We start from the raw sequence: 23,262 nt of genomic DNA, 5'->3' as shown, positions 1-23,262 counted from the left end.
CCGGGCCGAAGCCCACTACAATGCCGCGCATGACCCGCCGCGCCGACCGCCTGTTCCAGATTGCCCAGATCCTGCGAGGCCGCCGTTTGACCACGGCGGCCATGCTGGCCGAGCGCCTCGGCGTGTCCGAGCGCACGGTGTACCGCGACATCCGTGACCTGTCTGTCTCGGGCGTGCCGATCGAAGGCGAAGCCGGTATCGGCTACCGCATGCGCGCTGGCTTCGACCTCGCGCCGCTCATGTTCACCACCGATGAAGTTGAAGCCCTGGTGGCCGGCGCGCGGATGATCAAGGCATGGGGCGGCGGCACCATGGCCGACTCGGTGGAAGCGGCACTGGAAAAACTGATGGGCGCCCTGCCCGCGGAGCGCCGCAACGAAGCCGAGACCACGCGCATCTTTGCGCCGGGCTACGGCATGGGCAACGAGGTCAAGCAGGTATTCGACACGCTGCATGCGGCGCTTGGCCGCCACGCCGTCGCGCGACTCTCCTACCGGGATGCGCAAGGTCAGTTGACCGAGCGCTGCATCCAGCCGCTCGGCCTGTTTTTCTGGGGACAAGTCTGGCTGGTGGCCGCCTGGTGCGAGCACCGTCAGGACTACCGCACCTTCCGCCTCGACCGCTGCGTCAAGGTCGACATTCTGGAGCGCCACTTTGCCGAATCCGCCGAGCGCTCGCTGGCGGATTTCATGCGCAAGGTGCGAGGCTCGTCGGATTAACGATCCGCAACGTCAGGCGGGATCCGGCTCCGCCAGCAGCCGTTCAATATCGTCGGCGATCTCTTCCGGCTTGGTCATGGGCGCGTAGCGCTTGTAGACCGTGCCGTCGCGGCGCAGCAGAAACTTGGTGAAGTTCCATTTGACCGCTTCGATGCCGAGCACACCGGGCTTTTCCGACGTCAGCCACTTGTAGAGCGGATGCGCGTTCGAGCCATTCACGTCGATCTTGCCGAACATCGGAAACGAGACGCCGTAGTTTTTCTCGCAGAACGCGCCGATTTCGTCTTCGCCGCCCGGCTCCTGCTTGCCGAACTGGTTGCACGGAAAGCCGAGCACTTCGAGACCTTTCTCATGCAGCCGCTTGTACACCGCCTCCAGACCGGCGTATTGCGGCGTGAATCCGCACTTGCTCGCCGTATTCACGATCAGCAGGACCTTGCCTTTGTACTGCGACAGCGGCACGCGCTGGCCGGTCAACGAATCGGCCTCGAATGCGTAGACGTCACTCATGGCTACTCTCCGGATGGTTGCGGGAACGGGGTGCTCCGGCATCTGTCCGGAATTGTAACGGCCCGCGCTGGGCGGGCCGTTGAGGGGCGATGCGGGTCAATGTTTGTCGGTTTCTGAGAACCAGAACGTGCGCTTGCGTTTGCCGAGGCCCGTGGGGGTGACCTTGATCGGCGCCAGCGACGATCCACCGCCCGTGCCCGTTTGGTTACCGCAGCCAAAGCACACCGGAACCGGCGTCGTGCCGCCATTGCCATTGTTCACAAGCACCACGCCGTACACAGAGGACGGCGGGAATCCGCCGCCATCGAGCATGACGGAGCGGTCGGTGTTTTGACCGGCGCCAGTCAGGAAACTGACGGAATAGGTGCGCGCCACCCCAAGGTTCGGATAGCACATGCCCGCCTTTGGCACGGCTGGCGTGTTGGTGCCGAACGTCGTGTAGCCCGCCACGGTCAGCGGCGCATTCACAACTTTCTCGCCCGGATTCGGCAACGTGATGAAGAAGCCGGAGCCCGTGCCGTTGTACGCCACCGAGGTCGCATCGACGAGGTTGGCTTCGGTCAGCGGTGTCCACCCGGCCGGCACCGGCCCGAGGTTCGGATCCTTGAGCATGTAGAACCGGTTGACCACGTTGTAGGCAGTACCGGGCGTGTTCGAGGCCGAATACAGCGGATGCTCGCGGTCTCCAGTGCCGGCGAGGATTGCATTGAAGCCGGCCGTCGGCACCACATCCGGCGCATAGAAGAACTTGCGCGCATTGTTGGTATTGGCTGCGCCGCCAAGCGCGGCGAACTGCGTCAACGCCCAGTTGGCGGGAGTGTTGCCGGCAGCGCTCTGGAAGTCCACACGCCAGATGTTGCCGCCCACATCGCCCACGTAGGCCATCTGGATGTAGCCGCTGCCTGTGCGGTCGACCGCCGTGACGTCGGAGGCAATCGAACGCGTGAGGCTGGTGTTCTTGACGCACACGCCGGCCACGCCGGTGCAGTTGGCCAAGGCGCTCCACACCGGCACGCCGCTGTACGCATCGAGCACGACAATGCCGCGGCCCATGGTGTCGGTGCCGGGTGCCGGGTCGCTGTCTTCGGAAGCCGCATCGTAGCCCGCGCCCATGATCAGCACCGGGTTGGCATAGCCCGCCACACGCATCAGGCGAGGCTTCGACCACGTCTGACCCAGCTCCGGAATGTCGGTGTTGCTCCTCGACCAGAGATAGCGCGGATTGACCGGATCAGTCACGTCCAGCGCATAAACGAGGCTGCCACCACGGCGCGCTGTCAGGTAGATGACGGTGCGCGGGCTGCCGGCTGTGCGCTGATCCTGCATGACGGTCGTGCTGCCGTCGAAGAAATCGTCGCGCGGTGTCGGCTTGGGCGTGATGCCGCCCGGTGTGGTAGAGAGGGCCACCTCCGGCGTGTTGGCGTAGAGCCGGCTCAACTTGCCGATGAACTCGGGTGGGATGAAACCCCACAGCTCGCCGCCAGGACGCACGGTATTTGTCGACGAGGTCTTGATGCCGGTTGTCTGGTTTCCGTTGATGGCATGGAACACGCCGTCGTTGGTGCCGTAATAGACGACGACATTCGGCGTGGTCGATGTTCCGTAGTTGATCACCACCGGCCGTGAATGCAGTACGTCGCCGTGGATCGACGGACGAATCGTCACTGGAGACCCCGGACCCGTCTCGGCTTCCTGCCCCACCGTCGGCGCTTTCGTGGTTCCGTCCATCGCATAGACGTCACGGCCGCGCACCCAGTTGATGAAGTAGGTCTGCTCGGTCGAGGTGATCGCCGGGGCGCCGTTGACGCTGTTGTATGAATTGATCGCGTCCAGCCCCTTGCCGGTACCGCCCGTCAGCCAAGTGTTGCTGGTGTCGAACGTCGGCATGGCGCCGCTGGTCGGGCAGGTACCGATGCCGTTGCATGTGTACAGCACGCGGGTGCTCTGATCTGTCAGGAGCTGTGCCCGCATCATTTCGCCGGCGCCGCCCTTCTCGACCACCTCACCGTCGGGGGAATCATTTGCACCTCCGACACCGGAGGGGCTGTTGATCCAGAACCCATTCTTAGGCCAGTTCGTCACGCCGGATCCGTAACCACTGGTGCCAAAAGCGAGCGGAGGATCAGCCGTCCAGAAACTGATGGCGTTGGGTGAAATGAAACCTGTACCTGCGCTGCTGAGCGCCGGTTTACCGACCGAATCAAGCAGTTGCAGGCTGCCGTTGGTGTCGTAGCCCACCTGGTACTGCTTCAGGTTGCCCATCCAGCGCGGCGCGGCGGTCGCGTCCGGACGGAACATGCCGACATAGACCTGGTTCAGGAACTGTCCCTGTGCATTCACGGCGGCCGGCAAGCTGACAGACGCAAACACGCTGTTCACGGCCTGAATTTCGTTGAAGATCTGCAGCAGGATGTCTTTCAGCTGGTCCGGTTTCCCAAGCTGCGCGACATACGCTTTGCCGCCACCGTTCGTGGCCATGCTCTGGTCGAACGCGACGTAGTCCGGGTTGTTTCCGTCCGTGACGGAAATCGTGTAGGTGATGATGTTCTGCGGCGGGTGATCCTTCGGGATCGTCTTCGTCTGCAGGTCGTAGCGGTACATGAACTGCGCCCACTCATCGCCCCAGTTGGCCTGGTACTTGTTATAGGGCGACGGTATGACGATCTGTGGCGGCGTCGTATTGGCTGACAGGCCCAGCGCAGTCGCCAGATCGCTCTGGATGTTCTTGCCGGTGTCCTGCGGTTTGCCGTTGTTGACGGCATTGCCGATGTAGATGACGTACGTCCGCTGGCACGGGTTATTGATCGGACGCACAGACGAATAATCCGTCCCTGAAGGGCCCGTCCCGCTGTTGAAGTAGGCCCATGCCTCCTCCATGCCGCCGCCAACCTGCGAATTGTTCGAGTTATTTGCCTGGCGATCGATCGTCAACACATAGTTGAGAAAGCTGTTGATCCCGTTGAGATCCATCAACGGCAACTGCGACGGCGGCGTCGACGGAAACTGGAACTGCGCGCCGACGTTGTTGCCGGAGCCGAACATCATCAGGCCGAGATTCAGGTTGCCCAGCAGCGACGGTGAATTCTTGAACGCATTCACCGCGTCATAGAGCGCGCACTGCTCGGCACCCACATCGGTGTTTGCATTGTTGCTCGACACGACGCCGCTGGTGTCGCAGGTGAACGGCGCGGATGCATTCCACGTGGACGCGTTGTCCATGACGATCAGCACGTTCGGCTTGCCCGCCTGCGGTTGCAGCCCCGTGTACAGGTCAATATCCTCGGCCCCTGCAGGCTGGACACACGCCAGTGCGAGCGCGGCGGTTGCCGTGGCGGCAAACGCAAATCGTTGAGCAAATGAGCGCATATGAGTTCTTCCTGGCTTTGCGCGTTGGCTTACGGACACGCCGCGCCGGTCAGCACGCGAACCGCAACGCCCTGATGCAGCGTGGTGTTCACGGCCGTGCCGTTCACATCGTTGACGGTGGCGGCGACATCCCACTGCGTCGCACTGCAATTCGACATGCCACCCGGTGTACCGGCGGCAGTCAGGATGCCGGTGTCGGAGTTGTTGTTCACGCCGCTGAAGCAGGACGAGTCGGCGGCGAAGTTGGGACTGGTCGTATCGGTGGTCAATTGCGTGTTGGCAATCGCCTTGGTTGCTACGCAAGCGGGCGCCGCAACCTGCGCGGTGTAATCCGTCTTGCCATCGCCGTTGACGTCCACCGGCACGCTGGTGGCGACCGGGTTGGAGGTGAAATCCGCGCTGATGACCTGTTCAATGCCCTGCTGCGCAGCGCTGCGCGCTTCGAGGCCGTATTGCTGGTTGGCGGCGATCTTGGTGTTGATCACGCCCGAATTCATCATCATCACGACGATGCCCATGAAGATCGCCAGGAAGATCAGCGTGACAACAAGGGTCACGCCCGACTGACGCGCCGATTGGCGAACCGATAAGCGCCGCATGGCTACTCCCGTGGGCCGGCTACATTGGCGACGCGTGCGAGTTCCGCATAGACGTGTCGCTTGTAGCCATCGTTGAAAGGGGCGGTGAGCGTGCCGCGGCCCATGTCGTAAGACCGCGTGTCCGTCCAGCCCGGCGACACGCCCAGCGTGCGCGCGAGCACGTTGATGCGCACGGCGGTCACGTTGCTCCAGTTGGTCGCGGCGGATGCGAGCCAGTTGTAGCCGCTCACGGTGGTACAGGCGGCGCTGTTATCGATGCCTGGATTGGCCACGTAGCAATCGGGCGAACCGTTGCCGTCCATATCCACGCCATAGACGAAATGCACGTCGTCGATGCCTTGGGCGATCGAGTTGGGCGGTTGCATTGCACCGCTGGAAAACTCGACCATCTTGAGCGTGGGAATGCTGTCGCCACCCGTGCCGCAGCGGTCGCATGTGGCGAGGTAGAACGCTCGTACGCTGACCTGGCGCAGGTCTGCGGGCTTGCTGCAGGTCTTTTCCTTGAGCGTGAAATCCGTTGCGGTCGCGCTGAACACAAAGGGCGACGTGTCGGTGCTGCAGAACGAGTCCTGCAAATAGGCCTGACCTGCCGCGACGGCGCTCGCCGAGGTGACGGTGCTCGACACGCGACGCACCACCAGGATTTCCGAGTTGGGGGACAGGTTGGGCAGGCATGGCGCCGCATTCGCACCGGGCACGTAACCGTAGATGGCCACCGGCACCGTCGCAGGGCTGTTGGTAAAGCCAAGTGCGTTGGTGGCGCTTGCGCACACATCGGGCGTTGCCACCGCTGAGGTTCCCAGCAGATTCAGATCGCCAAGGAAGCCTCCGAGCGCGACTTCCTGGCTGATGATGTCGAGCGCATAGCGTCCATTCTCGATCTGCGTGGCGCTGTTGCCGAGTTGCACGCGCGATTGCGAGGTCGATGCATACAAGCTCGCCAGCGCGGTCAGCAGCAACAGCCCCAGCGTCATGCCGACCATCAGTTCGACCAGCGACATCCCGCGCTGCAGACGGCGCAACGTGCGGTTCGGCGTCATGACAGCACCCCCATGCGCACCTGCACGCTGATGGCGCGCCGATAGGCGTCGTTACCGTAATTGCCGCTGCCGCTGCCACAGGGCAACGCCGGCGCTACGGTCTGCACCATGCCTTGCCATGCGACGGTCACGCGATAGACCTGGTTGACCGTGTCGACAGCCTCGATACAGCCGCGCGCCCCGATCATGGCGCCCAAGGCCACGGTGCCGCTGGCGGCGGTCTCCGTATTGCCGAGCAGCGCATTGTTCCAAGCCGCGAGATCGGTGGTGACGGTGGCTTGCTGTGCGGCCGTGCCGGTCGTGCAACTGGGTGCCGAGACACCGCCCGTGCCGACGGTGGTCATCGCACCGGCCACGGCGTAGCACGAGGCCACCTGGCGGTTCGCGTTGAGTCGCGCGGCCATGTCCTGCAACAGCGTCAGGGCCTGCACGCGCTGGTAAGACTCCATCTCGGACTGGTTCGAGCGGACCATCATGCCGGCCGCGCCCAGCAGCGCGACCAGCAGGATCACGACCGAAATCAGGATTTCGATCAGAGTCGACCCGCGCTGCGCGGCCTTGCGCGGCCTGCGATGGTGAAAGCGTGCGGCGGCGCTCATGAGCACGTCCCCGACACCACGGCGACGCGGCCGGTGCCGCCCACCTGTACGCAACTCGAGGAGACCGATTGCGACGCGCTCGTCGGCGTGACCTGGAACGTAACGCCGCCTGCAGTCGGTCGGCCATCGTTGCCGAACGACAGCGTATTGCCGTTGCTCGCCGCAATGGTCACGCCGCTGTAGGGGCCGAAGGTGCGGATCACTGTGGCGGGCGTGCCTACCGTCAGCGTCCAGCCAGTCGCCCAGTTGCTGGTGGTTGAGACGGTCGCGATGGCGTTCTGCTTGACTGCCTCCGCACGCGCCAACGACACGGCGGACGACAGATCGAACGATGCATTGCGCGTGGCCTGTGTCGCAATCATTCCCGAGAACGACGGCACGGCAATCGTCACGAGAATGGCGAGCACGGCCAGCGTGACCATCAGCTCGGTCAGCGTGAAACCTTGAATGGGCTTGCGCAGGGGATTCATGGCTCGCCTCACTTCCAGCAGTTGGCGGCGCCAGTGGACGCTCCCTTGGCACCCGTGTTCGTCAGGGTGAGCGTGCCGCAGGCGGTGTCATTCACCTGCTGCGACCCCTGCGGGCTCGCCGCCAGTTGGTAAGACGGCGGCACACTGCTCGCGCTCAACGTGAAGGTGTAGTTGGGCGAAACGTTGGCCGGCACGTTGCTGGCGTATTGCAACGTGGTCAGGTTCGGCGCATAAGCGCGGTTGTCGAGCAGGAAGCGCTCCTGCGCGGCCGCGACTTCCTGCATGAAGGATTCCGCCGCTGCCCGATTGGAGCGGACGATGTACTGGACGTAGCTGGGATAAGCAATGATCGCCAGGATGCCCACAATGGCCACCGTGATCATCAGCTCAATCAGCGTAAAGCCACGCGCCGCCTGCGCGCGTTGGCGTATCGGCTTGCTTGCCACGTTTTCTACCCACCCGTATTTGCTGAAGCAATTTCTTTGTTATCCACGCCTGCCAAGTGACTTGGCAGGCGTGCTTGCCGGTCTATACGGCAATTCTCAGCAAATATTAAGGAAAGATCATGACGACCGGGTGGACATTCCGACGACGCAAACGTTGTGCGCCGCAAATTACCTCAAATGATGTAGCGCGTTCGACACATCACACGACGTTGAGATGCTCGGTGCCGGCAGACAGATCCGTCTGTCCGCCACGCTTGCTGTGCAGCTTGATCTGCAAGCGCAGATCGTTGAGGGAGTCCGCGTTGCGCAGCGCGTCCTCGTAAGTGATCTTGTTTTCCTCGTACAGCTCGAAGAGCGCCTGATCGAACGAGATCATCCCCTGCTCGCGGGATTTCTTCATGACCTCCTTCAGCTCGTGCACCTCGCCCTTGAAGATGAGGTCTTGCACCAGCGGGGTGGCCAGCATGATTTCGACGGCCGGCACGCGCCCCTTCCTACCCTGACGCGGCAACAGGCGTTGCGCGATCATCGCGCGCAGGTTCAGCGACAAGTCGATCAGCAGCTGCTGACGCTTCTCCTCGGGGAAGAAGTTGATGATCCGGTCGATGGCCTGGTTTGAGCTGTTGGCGTGCAGCGTGGCGAGGCACAAGTGGCCGGTTTCCGCGTACTGGATGGCGTATTCCATCGTGTCGCGATCCCGGATTTCGCCGATCAGGATCACATCCGGCGCCTGGCGAAGCGTGTTCTTCAGCGCCACGTGCCAGGACTCGGTATCCACGCCCACTTCACGCTGCGTCACCACGCAATTCTGGTGGGTGTGCACGTATTCCACCGGATCTTCGATGGTGATGATGTGGCCATACGAATTCGCGTTGCGATAGCCCACCATCGCCGCCAGCGAGGTCGACTTGCCCGAGCCCGTGGCACCCACCACGATCACCAGCCCGCGCTTGCTCATCACGATCTCGTTCAGGATCGGCGGCAAATCCAGCTCGCCCAGCGTCGGGATCTTCGTGTTGATGGTCCGCAGCACCATGCCGGCGCGGCCCTGCTGCATGAACGCCGACACGCGGAAACGCCCCGCACCCGGCGCCGTGATGGCGAAGTTGCATTCCGAGCTGTCTTCGTACTCGCGCAGCTGCTTCTCGTTCATGATCGACTTGACCAGACCGACGGCCTGCACGGCATTCAGCGGCTGCTGCGAAATCGGCGTGACCTTGCCGTCCACCTTGATCGCGGGCGGAAATTCCGACGTGATGAACAAGTCCGAGCCACGGCTGTTCACCATCAACTGCAAGAGTTCGTGGATGTATTTGGTGGCGGCTTCGCGGTCCAGCATGGCGTGCCCCTCCTGAAGAAAATTGGAAAGCGCGCTGACGTATCAGTCAGCGCATCAGTTCGCGTATCAGCTCGCGAACGCGTCCGGGTTCTTGGCGATGGCGCGCGCGTCTGCGTAGTTGATCGCCGAGCGCTTGATCAGCTCCGACAGACATTGGTCGAGCGTCTGCATGCCCATGCCGCTGCTCGTCTGCATCATCGAGTACATCTGCGAGATCTTGTTCTCGCGGATCAAGTGACGGATGGCCGGCGTGGCAATCATGATTTCATGCGCCGCAATCCGGCCCGAACCGTCGCGCGTCTTGAGCAGCGTCTGCGAGATCACCGCCTCCAGCGATTCGGAAAGCATGGTCCGGACCATCTCTTTTTCGTCCGACGGAAACACGTCGACAACCCGGTCGATGGTCTTGGCGGCCGAGCTGGTGTGCAGCGTGCCGAACACCAAGTGGCCCGTTTCTGCGGCGGTGAGCGCCAGGCGAATGGTCTCAAGATCACGCAATTCGCCCACCAGCACCACATCCGGATCTTCACGCAACGCCGACTTCAGCGCATTGGCGAACGAATGGGTATGGGGCCCGAGTTCACGCTGGTTGATCAGGCTCTTCTTCGATTCGTGCACGAATTCGATCGGGTCCTCCACCGTGAGGATGTGGCCCATATCGTTTTCGTTGCGGTGGTTGACCATCGCGGCAAGCGTGGTCGACTTGCCCGAGCCGGTCGGGCCCGTGACGAGCACCAGGCCGCGCGGCTTCATCGCCAAGTCCGCAAACACGGCAGGCGCCTTCAGGTCGTCCAGCGAGAGCACCTTCGACGGAATCGTCCGGAACACGGCCGAAGCGCCGCGGTTCTGGTTGAACGCGTTGACCCGGAAACGCGAGAGGCCGGGGATCTCAAACGAGAAGTCGACTTCCAGGTTTTCTTCGTAGACCTTGCGCTGCCCGTCGCTCATGATGTCATACACCATGGAGTGCACGTCTTGGTGCGTGAGCGGTGGCACGTTGATCCGGCGCATGTCGCCGTGGATCCGGATCATCGGCGGCAGTCCGGCCGACAGGTGCAAGTCCGACGCCTTGTTCTTGGCGGAAAACGCCAGAAGCTGCGCGATGTCCATCTTATAATGACCCCCGACTTTTTTATGTCGCCCGGGCGTCGCAATGGCGCCTCCAGACGCGCTCCGAGCCGTTGTTTTGACGTGCCGGAACCTTGTTTATTTGTAACAAACGTCGCCGGATTATGTCTGTAATCGCCGCCAACTTGCAAGCCGTGCGTCAACGGATCACAACGGCCTGCACACTGGCTTCGCGCGATGCTGCGGGTGTCACATTGCTGGCCGTTTCCAAGACGTTCGACGCCGATGCCGTACGCGCCGCACATGCCGCAGGGCAACGCCTCTTCGGCGAAAACTACGTGCAGGAAGGCATCGCCAAGATCGACGCGCTGGCCGACCTGCGCACGGGTGCCGACCCGGTCCGCTGGCACTTCATCGGCCCCCTGCAGAGCAACAAGACGCGTGCCGTGGCCGAACAGTTCGACTGGGTGCACAGCGTTGACCGCCTCAAGATTGCCGAGCGCCTCTCGGCCCAGCGCCCCGACACCTTGCCGCCGCTGCAGGTCTGTCTTGAGATCAATATCAGCCGCCAGGCCAGCAAACATGGCCTGCTGCCCGATTTCGATGAGGTGCTTGCCGTGGCACAAGCCGTCTCGGCACTGCCCCGTCTGCAATTGCGCGGCTTGATGGCCGTGCCTGAGCCGAGCGATGACCCCGCCGCGCAGCGCAAGCCGTTTGCTGATCTGCGTGCGCTGGCGGGCCGGCTTCGCGAGGCCGGCATCCCGCTCGATACGCTCTCGATGGGCATGTCCGCCGACCTGGAAGACGCCATTGCCGAAGGCGCCACCATTGTGCGCGTCGGCAGCGCCATCTTCGGGGCACGGCAGTATGCCAACGCCTGAATTCCTGTTTTCTCTCACACCACCACTCTCATGCTCGACACTCTGAAACTCGGCTTCATCGGCGGCGGCAACATGGCGGCGGCCCTCATCGGCGGCCTGATTGCCAAGGGCGCGCACGGCGCCAACATCGTGGTGGTGGATCCGACCGAGCCTGCCCGCAGCCGCGCCGAACAAACCTGGGGCGCCCACACCGCTGCCGCCCCGGGCGCAGAACTGGCCGACCGCGACGTGATCGTCCTGGCAGTCAAGCCGCAGCAGATGCGTGAAGTCTGCGCGCAACTCGCACCGCATCTGGGCGACAGCCTGGTGCTGTCGGTGGCGGCAGGCATCCGGATCCAGGATCTGTCACGCTGGCTGAATGGCCACGCACGTGTGGTTCGGGCGATGCCGAATACACCAGCGCTTTCCGGTCTGGGTATGACGGGCCTGGCCGCCAACGCTGGCTTGTCCGGCGACGACCGCGTGACCGCCAGCGCCATCGCCAATGCCGTCGGCAAGAGCGTGTGGGTGCCCGCCGAGGCGCAGATTGATGCGGTGACCGCCATCTCGGGTAGCGGCCCGGCATACGTGTTCTATTTCATCGAGGCGATGCAGCAGGCGGCGCAGGAGCTGGGGCTGTCGGCCGAGGATGGGCGCACGCTGGCGGTGGAGACGTTCATTGGCGCGGCCACGCTGGCAGGCCAATCGACCGAGCCGGTTGAGGTACTGCGCGAGCGCGTGACATCCAAGGGTGGGACGACCTACGCGGCGCTGACTTCGATGGAAGGGGCCGGTATCAAGGCTGCCTTTGTACGCGCGATGCATGCTGCAGCGGCACGCGGTAAGGAGATGGGCGAGGAATTCGGGCGGGATTGAACCTGTCGGTCCATCCCCGGCTGAGTATGAAGCGCGGGATGGACCAGCAACGCCCTAGCGCAGCAAATACGCCCCCGCCACACCGGCAAACAAACACGCCCCCAGCCAATTGTTATGCCGGAAAACAAAAAAGCACTTCATCCGATCGCGCGTCTGCAGCATCGGGTAATACCAAAGCGACAACGCCACGGCAGCGGCAAACCCAATCCAATACGCCACGCCTAGCGCCATCACGTGGCCAGCCCAGGCCATGATCCCGAAGAACCCCACGTAGCACAGCATGATCGCCGCCACGTCATAACGTCCAAAGGTAATGGCTGACGTTTTGATGCCGATGAGCAGATCATCATCGCGATCGACCATGGCATACGCAGTGTCGTAGGCGATCGCCCAGAACACATTGCCTGCGAGCATCAGCCACGCCAGCACAGGCACCTGATCCTGCACTGCCGCGTACGCCATCGGGATCCCGAACCCGAACGCGATACCCAGGTACGCCTGCGGAATCGCGAAGAACCGCTTGAAGAACGGATACGTGCCGGCAATCACGATGGCCGCCACCGACATCCATTTGGTCAGCGCATTGAGCGGCAGGATCAGCGTGAAGGCGATGAGCGACAGCACCGCCGCAACCGCCAGCGCTTCCCACGGGGCAATCAGGCCAGCGGTGAGCGGCCGCTCCTTGGTGCGTTTGACGTGTTTGTCAAAGTCGCGATCTGCCCAGTCGTTGACGGCGCAGCCAGCCGAGCGCATCAGGAATGTGCCGACCGTGAAAATCACCACCAGCGACACCGGCGGATGGCCATCAGCGGCCATCCACAGCGCCCACAGCGTCGGCCACAGCAGCAGCAGCGTGCCGATCGGTTTGTCCATGCGCATCAGGCGCGCATAGAGCATGAGGCGGCTGGGTTGGGCGGCGGACGATTGCATGGGAAATCACCAAAGAAAAATGGCGCCTGCACGAGGCAAGGCGCCATTTTAGTCCCGCCGAAAGCAGCTTAGGCGGCGGCCAAATCGAACCGGTCGAGATTCATCACCTTGACCCAAGCGGCAACGAACTCGCTGATGAAGCGCTCTTTACCGTCGGCGCAGCCAAACACCTCGGCCAGTGCGCGCAGGATCGAATTCGAGCCGAACACCAGATCGACGCGTGTGCCGGTCCACTTGAGTTGACCCGTCTTACGATCGAACCCCTCGTAGATGTTGCCGGCGGCCTTCCATTCGGTGCCCATGTCGAGCAGGTTGACGAAGAAATCGTTGGTCAGCGCGCCCGGCGTGGCGGTAAGTACGCCGTGCTGGCTGCCATCTGCGTTGATGTTGATGGCGCGCAGGCCACCGATCAGCACCGTCAGTTCAGGCGCGGTCAGCGTCAGCAACTGAGCCTTGTCGAGCAGCAACACTTCGGCCGGCATCGCGTAGTCGGCTTTCTGGTAGTTGCGGAAGCCGTCGGCCACCGGTTCGAGCGGCGCGAACGAAGCGGCGTCGGTTTGCTCGGCCGTGGCATCGACGCGGCCCGGCGTGAACGGCACGGTGATCGTCGTCCCGGCTGCCTTGGCGGCCAGTTCGATACCGACGCTGCCCGCCAGCACGATCACATCGGCCAGCGAAGCCTTGCCGGAAGCGCGTTGAATCTCCTCCAGCTTGGCCAGCGTGCCGGCCACCGGCTGGTTGACTGCCCAGTCGTTCTGCGGGGCCAGGCGAATGCGAGCACCGTTGGCACCGCCGCGCTTGTCCGAACCGCGGAAGGTCGAGGCGGATGCCCATGCCACCGCAACCAGCTCGGAGGCCGACAGACCGGAAGCAGCAATCTTCGCCTTGAGGTCGGCGATGTCGGCCTCGGTCGGCTTGTGCGTGGCAGCCGGCAGCGGGTCTTGCCAGATCAGGTCTTCACGCGGCACTTCGGGGCCGAGGTAACGCGACTTCGGGCCGAGATCACGGTGCGTGAGCTTGAACCAGGCGCGCGCAAAAGCTTCAGCAAATGCCTGCGGGTTGTCGAGGAAGCGGCGCGAGATCTTTTCGTACGCCGGATCGAAGCGCAACGACAGGTCGGTCGTCAGCATCGTCGGGCGACGCTTGGGCGAATCGGGCGTGGGGCCCGGAATGATCGCCTCGGCGTCCTTGGCCACCCATTGCAGCGCCCCGGCCGGGCTCTTCTCCTGCACCCATTCGTACTTGAACAGGTTTTCGAAGAAGAAATTGCTCCATTGCGCAGGGGTCTGCGTCCAGGTGACTTCCAGCCCGCTGGTGATGGCGTCGGCACCCTTGCCGGTCCCATATGTGCTGGCCCAGCCCAGGCCTTGCGCTTCCAGCGGAGCCGCTTCGACATCAGCGCCAACATGGCTTGCCGCGCCCGCGCCGTGCGTTTTGCCGAAGGTGTGGCCGCCGGCGATCAGCGCGACGGTTTCTTCATCATCCATCGCCATGCGGGCGAAGGTGTCGCGGATATCGCGTGCGGCAGCCAGCGGATCTCCGTTGCCGTCCGGGCCTTCCGGGTTCACATAGATCAGGCCCATTTGCACGGCGGCCAGCGGGTTCGCAAGATTGCGGTCGCCCGAGTAGCGGCTGTTGGGATTGTTGGTGGGCGCCAGCCAAGCGGTCTCGCTGCCCCAATAGACGTCGTTGTCCGGTTCCCAGGTGTCCTCACGGCCAGCGGCAAAGCCGAAGGTGCGGAAGCCCATGGTTTCGAGTGCCACGTTGCCTGTCAGGATCAGCAGGTCGGCCCACGAGATTGCCTGGCCGTACTTCTGCTTGATCGGCCACAGCAAGCGGCGCGACTTGTCGATGTTGACGTTGTCGGGCCAGGAGTTGAGCGGTGCGAATCGTTGCTGGCCGCGCCCTGCGCCGCCACGGCCATCACCCGTGCGGTACGTGCCGGCAGCGTGCCATGCCATGCGGATGAACTGCGGGCCATAGTGCCCAAAGTCTGCCGGCCACCAGTCTTGCGAGTCCGTCATCAGGCGGCGCAGATCGGCCTTGAGCGCGTCGTAGTCAATCGCATTGAACGACTTGCGGTAGTTGAAGCTCGACCCGAGCGGATCGGACTTCTCGGAATGCTGGTTCAGCAGATCAACACGCAGCTGATTGGGCCACCAATCCTTGTTGGCCGTACCGCCACCGAAGGTGTGCGAAGCAGCGGGAGCATGGCCGGAAAACGGGCATTTGGCTTCAGTCGTCATGATTCTCTCGTCTAGGTCATGGGGTTGATGCCGCCCCCTCCGCAACACAACGGGCTCGCGGGTGGGGCGCAATTCGCTGCTGTCGAAACGCCTGTCGCAAACGTGGCGAACGGCCGTCAGGTCAGCCTTAAGCCAGGAGCGAACGCAGCATCCACGCGGTCTTTTCGTGAATGTCCATGCGTTGCGTCAGCAGGTCGGCGGTCGGTTCGTCGGCGGCCTTGTCGACGTCGGGGAACAGGCTGCGGGCGGTGCGCGTCACGGCTTCGTGACCGGCCACCAGTTCGCGCACCATGTCCATCGCTTCGGGAATGCCCTTCGATTCCGGAATCGACGACAGCTTGGCGAACTCCGAATACGAGCCCGGTGCCGGATAGCCCAGGGCGCGGATGCGTTCGGCCACGGGGTCGACGGCATTCCACAGTTCGTTGTACTGCGTCTCGAACATCAGATGCAGCGTGTTGAACATCGGGCCGGTGACGTTCCAGTGGAAGTAATGCGTCTTCAGATAGAGCGAGTAGGTATCGGCCAGCAGGCGCGACAGGCCTTCTGCGATCTTCTTGCGATCCTTGTCAGCAATGCCGATGTTGATCTGGGCTGCGGCAGGCGCGCCGCTGTTCTTCTTTGCCATCTGGATTCCCCTATGAAGTGGTGTGCAAAAACGCGATGCCGTCCGCTGGATTCAGCGTCGGGACACGCGTGCTTGGAGCCTTCTTTCGGTTGCCGCTCGCGCAGCAAGTTCCGATCGTCGCATCGTCCTATGACGAAACGCAGAGCGGCTGGCAACCGAGCATCAGGCCGGTCATCAGACCATGAGCTGCACCGTACCGTGCAGGAGCACGATCATAGCGCCGGCAGCCACGATCGTTAGACCGATCTGCTTGCGCACCCACTTGCGTTGCAGGCGGGCGGATTCAGCAGCGCGGGTGCCGAGCCCACCAGCCGCACTGCCGGGCATACCGGACAACGTCGGCACCTCTGCCTGCGACGCGCGCACGGCGCCCGCAAACCCCTGCCATTCCGAAACAAACATCCGCACCATTGCCATGCTTTTTCTCCTTGCGACCCCGCGCGTTCCTGATGCCCGAACGACAAGCGCGGGCAGCTTCATGCATCCATCAGGTCAGTGCGATTCCCCATAGGCAGCGAGCCATTCCAGCACGGTCGCGACGGTGTTCGAGGCAAGCGGCAGGGACATGACGGGCTCCACGGTGATTGGGCAGTGAGCGATGCGCTCACCATGGAAAACAGTCTACCTTTGCGCTATCGATACGTATATTTGATTGTTTTTATCTATCAATTAGACGTGCGCTATGGCCGTCATTGAATGACGACCAACGGCTACTTCAGAGGATCAATGAATCAGCGGGGTGGGCGGCAACAGCTTGATGCCGGGCAGTTCGCATTGCGCGACCGCCTTGGCCACCGCTTCAATCGCGGCAATGCGGGTGAAGCTCTTGCGCCAGGCCAGAACAACGCGGCGGTCGGGCACAGGCTCCTGGAAGGGCACGTAACTGAGCAGATCGGTGGCGGCGGGCTGCATGCTGGGCACCGACGTGCGCGGCAGCACCGTAATGCCCACGCCGCTGGCGACCATATGGCGGATCGTTTCCAGCGACGAGCCTTCGAACGTCTTCTGAATACCGTCCGCGTTCTGCGAGAAGCGCGACAGCTCCGGGCACACGCCCAGCACGTGATCGCGGAAGCAATGCCCGTTGCCGAGCAGCAGCATGGTCTGCTGCTTGAGCGCTTCCGGGTCCACCGACGACGCCTTGGCCAGTTCGTGACCGCGCGGCACCGCCACGACAAAGGGTTCGTCGTACAGCGGCACCGTCATCAGGCCGGCCTCCGGAAACGGCTCTGCCATGATGGCGCAGTCGATCTCGCCCTGCTTGAGCAGCTCCACCAGCCGCACGGTGAAGTTCTCCTGCAGCATCAGTGGCATCTGCGGGACGGTGTCGATCATCTGCTTGACGAGCGCGGGCAGCAGGTACGGCCCGATCGTGTAGATCACCCCCAAGCGCAGCGGCCCGGCCAGCGGGTCCATCCCCTGCTTGGCAATCTCGCGGATCGCCATCGTCTGTTCAAGCACGCGCTGCGCCTGTGTGACGATTTGCTCGCCGACGGGCGTGACGCTCACTTCAGATGCGCCGCGCTCGAAAATCTGCACGGCCAGTTCGTCTTCCAGCTTCTTGATGGCGACCGACAGCGTCGGCTGCGAGACGAAGCAGGCCTCGGCGGCACGCCCAAAGTGGCGTTCCCGCGCGACGGCGACGATGTATTTCAGTTCAGTGAGCGTCATGACGATCAATCGGCTTGGGGATATCGATAGATTTTACCAAGGGACGTGCAATGTTGCTTGAGGTTCGAACGGCGGCCTGGCATTGACAACGCTGCCAGCCGCCCCATCTTCCGGGGATACGCCCCACCGAGACAAAAGGAGCCGCCCCCACATGAGTGACGAACCTAACGGCAGCCGATCCCTGCCCCGCGGCAGACGCCGCTTCCTGATGACGACGGTCGGGCTCATGGCAGCGCTGCATCTCTACATCGGATGGCGGCTGCTGCCGGATCTGGGCTGGAACAGTGCGGGCTGGGCTGCAGGCGTCCTCTTCCTGCTCGTATCGACGGTGATGATTCCAACCGGGATGGCAGCGCGCTTCGTGATCCGTCCCATCTCGCTGGCCGATCGCGTGACCTGGGTCGGCGCCTTGCTGATGGGCCTGTTTTCGTCGCTGCTGGTCCTGACGCTGCTGCGCGACGTCGCGCTGATCGTGCTGCCGCAGACTTATCGGCACGACTCGGCCCTGCTCGTCGTCGCCCTCACCTTGCTGGTGACGTTGATCGGCTATGTCAATGCGCGCCGCATTCCCCGCGTCGCACGGGTGACGGTGCCCATTGCAGACCTGCCTGCCGCGCTGCACGGCTTCACCATCGCGCAAATCACCGATCTGCATGTCGGGCCCACCATCAAGCGTGCCTATGTAACCGGCGTGGTCGAGCGGCTCAATGCATTGCAACCGGATGTCATCGCCGTGACGGGCGATCTGGTGGACGGCGAGGTCGACGTGCTGCGTCCGCATATCGCGCCGCTGGCCGGCATGTCGGCTCGGCACGGCGTTTTTGCGGTGACGGGCAATCACGAGTACTACTCCGGCGTCGGCCCTTGGGTGTCGGAGTTCGAGCGGCTCGGCATGCGCGTGTTGATGAACGAGCATACGGTGCTTGAACACGACGGCGCGTCACTGGTGATCGCGGGGGTGACGGATTTCAGTGCAGTTAAGTTCGACGCCGCGCACGCGAGCGATCCGACGCGGGCGCTGGCAGGGTCGCCCCCCGGCGTCACGCCCACCATCCTCCTCGCGCATCAACCGCGCAGCGCTCCTGCCGCAGCAGAGGCCGGCTTCGACCTGCAACTGTCGGGGCACACGCATGGCGGCCAGTTCTGGCCGTGGAGCCTTTTTGTTCCGCTGCAGCAGCCCTTTACGGCGGGGTTGCACAAGCTCGGGCGCCTGTGGATCTACACCAGCCGCGGCACAGGATATTGGGGCCCACCCAAGCGGTTCGGCGCGCCGTCGGAGATCACGCTGATACGGCTGGAGCCGACCGTGGGCTGAACCGTAGGCGCGGGCGTCCGGCCAAGACCATATGGCGTCAACGTCTTGCGGCTTGCCGAGTCGGCCCGCACCGTCGCAGTGCATCCGAAAGTTGTAACGGCGCCTCACACCGGCGACATTTCGGTCTATGTCGTTCGGGTGACGGGCTAGAATCGCCCGACTCACAGCCACACCCGCGCCGCGCCCCATGTCGTTCGACCACCCGCCTCTGCAAAACCCCGCCACGCTCCTTGAAATCGTGCGAGCGCAGTCAGAGATCGCCAAACTGGGCACGGATCTGGGCGCGATCATGGCGCTGGTCACCGAGCGGGCCCAGCATCTGACGTGCGCGACGGGCGCGGTCGTCGAATTGGCGGAAGGCGATGAGATGGTCTACCGCGCCACCTCGGGCCTGACCGAAACGCTGCTGGGCCTGCGGCTGGCGCGCAAGGGCAGCCTGTCGGGCCTGTGCGTGCAGACCGGCGAAATTCTGCAATGCACAGACTCCGAAACCGACGCGCGTGTCGACCGCGAAGCCTGCCGCCGTGTGGGTTTGCGCTCAATGGTGGTCACGCCGCTGCGGCATCTCGACACCACGGTCGGCGTGCTCAAGCTGGTGGCGCCGGAAGTGGACGCCTTCAGCGAAAGCGACATCAGCGTGTTGGAGCTGATGTCCGAGCTGATCGCCGCAGCCATGTTCCACGCCGCCAACGCCGAGCGCGATCAGTTATATCTGCGCGCCACGCACGACGCGCTGACCGACCTCCCCAACCGCGCGCTGTTCTATGACCGCCTGCGGCAGTCGATCCACCTGGCGCAACGCGCGCATGGCGGCTTGGGCGTGCTCAATGTCGACATGGACAATCTCAAGCTCATCAATGATCGCCATGGCCACCGTGCCGGCGATGCGGCGATCCGGGAGACCGCACAGCGCATGGGCCGCACGGCACGGCGCTCCGACACGGTGGCGCGCGTGGGCGGCGATGAGTTTGCCGTGATCCTGCCCGGCGTTGGCGCGCGGGCGGATGCGCAGGCGCAAAGCGAGCGGCTTATCGAAGAGGTGCAGCAACCGTACGTGTTCGAAGGCCAGCCGCTGGACCTGCGCGTAAGCATCGGCGTGGCGGTGATGCCAGAAGACGGCACCGAGATCACCGCCCTGCTCGATCAGGCCGATCGTGCGATGTACACCGCCAAGCGCTTGCGCAAGCAGGCGCAGTTGGCGCACTAAAAAAGGCGTGCGCCGCCGGCCTTAGACGCGCAGGTAGTGCTCGCGCTCGCCCAGCCAGCGCTTGAGATGGGTGTCGACGGCTTCCGGAAAGCGGGCGAGCATGTCGTCCGCCGCTCCTTGGGCAAATTCGACGAGCCACGCATCGTGGTTCAGATCGGCAAAGCGCAGCATCGCTTCGCCCGACTGCCGCGCGCCCAGGAATTCGCCGGGGCCACGGATCTCCAGATCGCGCCGGGCGATTTCGAAACCATCGGTGGTTTCGCGCATGGTCTGCAGACGCTGCTTGGCCGTCGGCGACAGAGGCGCCTGATACAGCAGCACGCATACCGATTCCGCCGTGCCGCGGCCCACCCGCCCGCGTAGCTGATGCAGCTGCGCCAGGCCAAAGCGCTCGGCGTGCTCGATCACCATCAACGAGGCATTGGGCACGTCCACGCCGACTTCAATGACGGTGGTGGCCACCAGCACGTGCAGCTCGCCGCCGGCGAAGGCGCTCATCACGGCGGCCTTCTCGGCCGATGGCAGACGTCCATGCACGAGACCGACCTTCAAACCTTCCAGGCTCTGGGAAAGCGTCTCGAAGGTTTCGACGGCAGTCTGCAGCTGCAGCGCTTCGCTCTCTTCGATCAGCGGACAGACCCAATAGACCTGCCGACCTTCGCGTGCTGCGGCGTAGATGCGCTCAATCACCTCGTCGCGGCGCGCATCGTTTACCAGGCGCGTGACGATGGGCGTGCGGCCAGGCGGTAGTTCGTCGATGGCTGAGACGTCGAGATCGGCGTAATACGTCATCGCCAGCGTGCGCGGGATGGGCGTGGCGGACATCATCAGTTGGTGCGGCACCTGGGCGTTGGCGGCAGGTGCATCGCCATTGCTCGCCTTGCCGCGCAGAGCGAGCCGCTGTGCCACGCCAAAGCGATGCTGTTCATCGACCACCGCCAGACCCAGCCGCGCGAACGTCACGGCGTCCTGAATCAGCGCGTGTGTGCCGATCACGAGTTGCGCCGTGCCGGCCGCCACGCGCGCCGCCGCCTCGTCCTTCTGCTTGCGCTTGAGGCTGCCAGCCAGCCAGACGATGTCCACGCCCAGCGGTTCCAACCAGGCAGAAAGCTTGCGGTAATGCTGCTCGGCCAGCAGTTCGGTTGGCGCCATCAGTGCTGCCTGCCAGCCGGCATCGATGGCCTGGCACGCTGCCAGCGCGGCAATGACGGTCTTGCCGCTGCCCACGTCGCCCTGCAGCAATCGCTGCATCGGGTACGGGTGCGCAAGGTCGGCGCGGATCTCTTCCCATACGCGAGCCTGGGCGCCGGTCAGTTTGAACGGCAGCGCATTCATGAAGCGCGCGAGCAGTCCATCCTTGCCGCTGTCGCGCAGGATGGGCGCATTGCGCATGCGGCGCGCGGCCTGCGCACGCTTGAGCGACAGCTGCTGCGACAGCAGTTCATCGAACTTGATGCGCAGCCACGCCGGGTGCGTGCGCTCGACCAAGCTGTGCTCGTCGACATCGGGCGTCGGTTGATGCAGCAGGCGCACGGCATCGGCAGGCGTCATCAGCTTGAGCGGCGCGAGCGGGCCGCTGACGAGGCTGTTCGGCAGCGTTTCCGGCAGCGGCGTGCGCGTGAGCGCGTTGAGGATCGCCTTGCGCAGATAGGCCTGCGCCACGCCAGCCGTGCTCGGATACACCGGTGTCAGGCGGTCGGGCAGCGGTTCATCTTCCGCCACGGCGCGCACGGTCGGGTGCACCATCTCGGCGCCGAAGAAGCCACCGCGCACTTCGCCGCGCACGCGCAGGCGCACGCCTTCGGCCATCTGCTTGACTTGGCTGCCGTAGAAATTGAGAAAACGCAGAACCAGCTCGCCCGACTCATCGGCGATATGCACAACGAGTTGCCGGCGTGGCCGGAATGCCACTTCATTGCGCGTGACCGTGCCTTCCACCTGCGCGGCCCAGCCGGTATTGGCCCGCGCCGTGGCTTCGGCAATGGTCAGCAGCGTGGTTTCGTCCTCGTAGCGCATCGGCAGATGCAGAACGAGATCGACATCGCGGTGCAGGCCAAGTTTGGCGAGTTTGTCGGCCGGGCGGGCGGTCTTGGCTGCTGCCTTGGCTGGCTTGTCTGCCGGGGCTGCGCGTTTTGGCTTTGGCGCCGGCGCGGTATCAGCGTCGGGCATAGGAGCAGCATCAGTGGCGGAACGGGCGCGAGGCGGCACAGGGCGTTTACAATGGCGAACTTTGCGAGTCGCCCGATTGTACCGGCGCCCGCCACCATCACTTGGCGCAATCCACGTCTGCGCCACTTTTCATGCTGACGCTGTCCGATTTCGACTTCGATCTGCCGCCCGAGCTGATCGCACAAACCGCCCTGCCCGACCGCACCGCGAGCCGCCTGCTGGCCGTCCGCCGTACGGAGGATGCCGTGCATTTCGAAGACCGCCAGTTTGCCGATCTGGTCGACTACCTGCGCCCCGGCGACCTGCTCGTCTTTAACGACACCCGTGTCATCAAGGCACGCTTTTTCGGCCACAAGGCCAGCGGCGGCAAGGTGGAGGTGCTCATTGAGCGCCTGCTGGACGAGCACACCGTGTTGGCGCAAATCCGCTCCAGCAAATCACCGGTCGAGGGCACGACACTGCGCCTGGCCGACGCCTTTGACGTGACGGTCGGCCCCCGCGCCGAGCCGTTCTTTACGTTGCGTTTCCCAAAGCCGGCGCTGGATCTGATCGAGCAATACGGCCGCCTGCCGCTGCCGCCCTACATCGAGCACGACCCCGACAGCTTTGACGAGACGCGTTACCAGACCGTGTATGCGCGCAATCCGGGCGCCGTCGCGGCGCCCACGGCGGGCCTGCATTTTGACGATGCGCTGTTCGCCAAGCTGGACGCGATGGGCGTCAAGCGCGGCTTCCTTACGCTGCACGTGGGCGCCGGCACGTTCCAGCCGGTGCGCGTGGAAAACATCGCCGAGCACCGCATGCACAGCGAGTGGTACGAAATCACGCCCGAACTGGCCGAAGCCATCCGCGCCACGCGCGCAGCCGGCGGCCGCGTGATCGCGGTGGGCACCACGTCGATGCGCGCGCTTGAATCGGCCGCGCAGCCAGACGGCACGCTCAATGCCTGCAGCGGCGAGACCGACATTTTCATCACCCCCGGCTACCGGTTCCGCGCCGTCGACCTGCTGGTGACCAACTTCCACCTGCCTAAATCGACGTTGTTGATGCTGGTATCGGCATTTGCCGGCATGAGCGCCATCCGAGGCGCCTACCAGCACGCCATCGCCCAGCGCTACCGCTTCTTCAGTTACGGCGACGCCATGCTGCTGACGCGCGCCTCTACCGAACCCGGCGAACCCGGCGAAACCCAATCGCTCTGACC

Annotated in this window: 21 protein-coding genes; 6 read left to right on the top strand and 15 right to left on the bottom strand. The window is 63.8% G+C overall.

Annotated elements, in window-relative coordinates; translation table 11 throughout:
- The first annotated feature begins 20 nt into the window (after positions 1-20).
- Positions 21-719: a helix-turn-helix transcriptional regulator gene (locus tag NG898_RS00890; RefSeq protein WP_252690701.1), complete on the top strand. Its 699-nt coding sequence runs from the start codon at positions 21-23 to the stop codon at positions 717-719.
- 12 nt (positions 720-731) lie between these two features.
- Here the strand turns inward: NG898_RS00890 and NG898_RS00885 are convergent, their stop codons facing one another.
- The 9 genes from NG898_RS00885 to NG898_RS00845 all read right to left on the bottom strand — a co-directional run bounded on the left by NG898_RS00885 (position 732) and on the right by NG898_RS00845 (position 10,198).
- The gene (locus NG898_RS00885) at positions 732-1,229 is read right to left on the bottom strand and encodes a glutathione peroxidase (RefSeq protein WP_092972479.1); all 498 of its coding nucleotides are present in this window, start codon (positions 1,227-1,229) and stop codon (positions 732-734) included.
- 96 nt (positions 1,230-1,325) lie between these two features.
- Positions 1,326-4,595, bottom strand: coding sequence for a pilus assembly protein (locus NG898_RS00880; protein WP_252690700.1), 3,270 nt, complete (start codon positions 4,593-4,595; stop codon positions 1,326-1,328).
- 29 nt (positions 4,596-4,624) lie between these two features.
- Positions 4,625-5,194, bottom strand: a complete 570-nt coding sequence (locus NG898_RS00875) for a pilus assembly PilX family protein (RefSeq protein WP_252690699.1) — start codon at positions 5,192-5,194, stop codon at positions 4,625-4,627.
- Between the two features lie 2 nt (positions 5,195-5,196).
- The gene (locus NG898_RS00870; protein ID WP_252690698.1) at positions 5,197-6,234 is read right to left on the bottom strand and encodes a PilW family protein; all 1,038 of its coding nucleotides are present in this window, start codon (positions 6,232-6,234) and stop codon (positions 5,197-5,199) included.
- Positions 6,231-6,833, bottom strand: coding sequence for a type IV pilus modification protein PilV (pilV, locus tag NG898_RS00865; protein WP_252690697.1), 603 nt, complete (start codon positions 6,831-6,833; stop codon positions 6,231-6,233). The genes NG898_RS00870 and pilV overlap by 4 nt, the downstream gene beginning before the upstream one ends.
- The gene (locus tag NG898_RS00860; RefSeq protein ID WP_252690696.1) at positions 6,830-7,303 is read right to left on the bottom strand and encodes a GspH/FimT family pseudopilin; all 474 of its coding nucleotides are present in this window, start codon (positions 7,301-7,303) and stop codon (positions 6,830-6,832) included. The genes pilV and NG898_RS00860 overlap by 4 nt, the downstream gene beginning before the upstream one ends.
- 8 nt (positions 7,304-7,311) lie before the next feature.
- Entirely contained in the window at positions 7,312-7,749 is a 438-nt protein-coding gene (locus NG898_RS00855; RefSeq protein WP_260771344.1) for a type IV pilin protein, read from the bottom strand.
- Between the two features lie 199 nt (positions 7,750-7,948).
- The gene (locus NG898_RS00850; protein WP_092972473.1) at positions 7,949-9,088 is read right to left on the bottom strand and encodes a PilT/PilU family type 4a pilus ATPase; all 1,140 of its coding nucleotides are present in this window, start codon (positions 9,086-9,088) and stop codon (positions 7,949-7,951) included.
- A 66-nt stretch (positions 9,089-9,154) separates the two neighbouring features.
- Complete coding sequence (locus NG898_RS00845) at positions 9,155-10,198, bottom strand: type IV pilus twitching motility protein PilT (RefSeq protein WP_024974790.1); 1,044 nt, start codon at positions 10,196-10,198, stop codon at positions 9,155-9,157.
- Positions 10,199-10,320: 122 nt separating this feature from the next.
- On the opposite strand from NG898_RS00845, the gene NG898_RS00840 reads away from it, so the two are divergent.
- Together NG898_RS00840 and proC are read left to right on the top strand one after the other, a co-directional pair.
- Positions 10,321-11,037 (top strand): YggS family pyridoxal phosphate-dependent enzyme, encoded by a 717-nt coding sequence (locus NG898_RS00840; RefSeq protein ID WP_252690695.1) that lies wholly within the window; start codon positions 10,321-10,323, stop codon positions 11,035-11,037.
- 30 nt (positions 11,038-11,067) lie between these two features.
- Positions 11,068-11,892, top strand: a complete 825-nt coding sequence (gene proC / locus NG898_RS00835) for a pyrroline-5-carboxylate reductase (protein ID WP_252690694.1) — start codon at positions 11,068-11,070, stop codon at positions 11,890-11,892.
- A 54-nt stretch (positions 11,893-11,946) separates the two neighbouring features.
- On the opposite strand, the gene ubiA is transcribed toward proC, so the two are convergent.
- The 5 genes from ubiA to NG898_RS00810 form a co-directional block, all read right to left on the bottom strand.
- Positions 11,947-12,822 (bottom strand): 4-hydroxybenzoate octaprenyltransferase, encoded by an 876-nt coding sequence (gene ubiA, locus NG898_RS00830; RefSeq protein WP_252690693.1) that lies wholly within the window; start codon positions 12,820-12,822, stop codon positions 11,947-11,949.
- Between the two features lie 68 nt (positions 12,823-12,890).
- Entirely contained in the window at positions 12,891-15,068 is a 2,178-nt protein-coding gene (gene katG, locus NG898_RS00825) for a catalase/peroxidase HPI (RefSeq protein ID WP_252690692.1), read from the bottom strand.
- Between the two features lie 127 nt (positions 15,069-15,195).
- Positions 15,196-15,696, bottom strand: a complete 501-nt coding sequence (locus NG898_RS00820) for a Dps family protein (protein WP_027680580.1) — start codon at positions 15,694-15,696, stop codon at positions 15,196-15,198.
- A 174-nt stretch (positions 15,697-15,870) separates the two neighbouring features.
- Positions 15,871-16,113 (bottom strand): hypothetical protein, encoded by a 243-nt coding sequence (locus NG898_RS00815; RefSeq protein WP_252690691.1) that lies wholly within the window; start codon positions 16,111-16,113, stop codon positions 15,871-15,873.
- A gap of 306 nt (positions 16,114-16,419) precedes the next feature.
- A complete protein-coding gene (locus tag NG898_RS00810; RefSeq protein WP_045202614.1) occupies positions 16,420-17,367 on the bottom strand; it encodes a LysR substrate-binding domain-containing protein in 948 nt (315 codons plus the stop codon).
- A 151-nt stretch (positions 17,368-17,518) separates the two neighbouring features.
- On the opposite strand from NG898_RS00810, the gene NG898_RS00805 reads away from it, so the two are divergent.
- Together NG898_RS00805 and NG898_RS00800 are read left to right on the top strand one after the other, a co-directional pair.
- The gene (locus NG898_RS00805) at positions 17,519-18,682 is read left to right on the top strand and encodes a metallophosphoesterase (RefSeq protein WP_252690690.1); all 1,164 of its coding nucleotides are present in this window, start codon (positions 17,519-17,521) and stop codon (positions 18,680-18,682) included.
- 187 nt (positions 18,683-18,869) lie between these two features.
- Positions 18,870-19,889 carry a sensor domain-containing diguanylate cyclase gene (locus tag NG898_RS00800; protein WP_252690689.1) on the top strand — a complete coding sequence of 340 codons (1,020 nt, stop codon included), beginning with the start codon at positions 18,870-18,872 and terminating at the stop codon, positions 19,887-19,889.
- Positions 19,890-19,910: 21 nt separating this feature from the next.
- Here the strand turns inward: NG898_RS00800 and recG are convergent, their stop codons facing one another.
- On the bottom strand, positions 19,911-22,058 hold the full coding sequence (recG, locus tag NG898_RS00795) for an ATP-dependent DNA helicase RecG (protein ID WP_252690688.1): 2,148 nt from the start codon (positions 22,056-22,058) through the stop codon (positions 19,911-19,913).
- A gap of 131 nt (positions 22,059-22,189) precedes the next feature.
- Between recG and queA the strand changes: the two genes are divergently transcribed.
- Entirely contained in the window at positions 22,190-23,260 is a 1,071-nt protein-coding gene (gene queA / locus NG898_RS00790; RefSeq protein ID WP_252690687.1) for a tRNA preQ1(34) S-adenosylmethionine ribosyltransferase-isomerase QueA, read from the top strand.
- Positions 23,261-23,262: the final 2 nt, after the last annotated feature.

The sequence above is a fragment of the Ralstonia mojiangensis genome (assembly GCF_023955645.1).
Classification (GTDB): Bacteria; Pseudomonadota; Gammaproteobacteria; order Burkholderiales; family Burkholderiaceae; genus Ralstonia; species Ralstonia mojiangensis.
The sequence above is the reverse complement of the archived record's forward strand: the minus strand, read 5'-3'. Positions and strand labels throughout refer to the sequence as shown.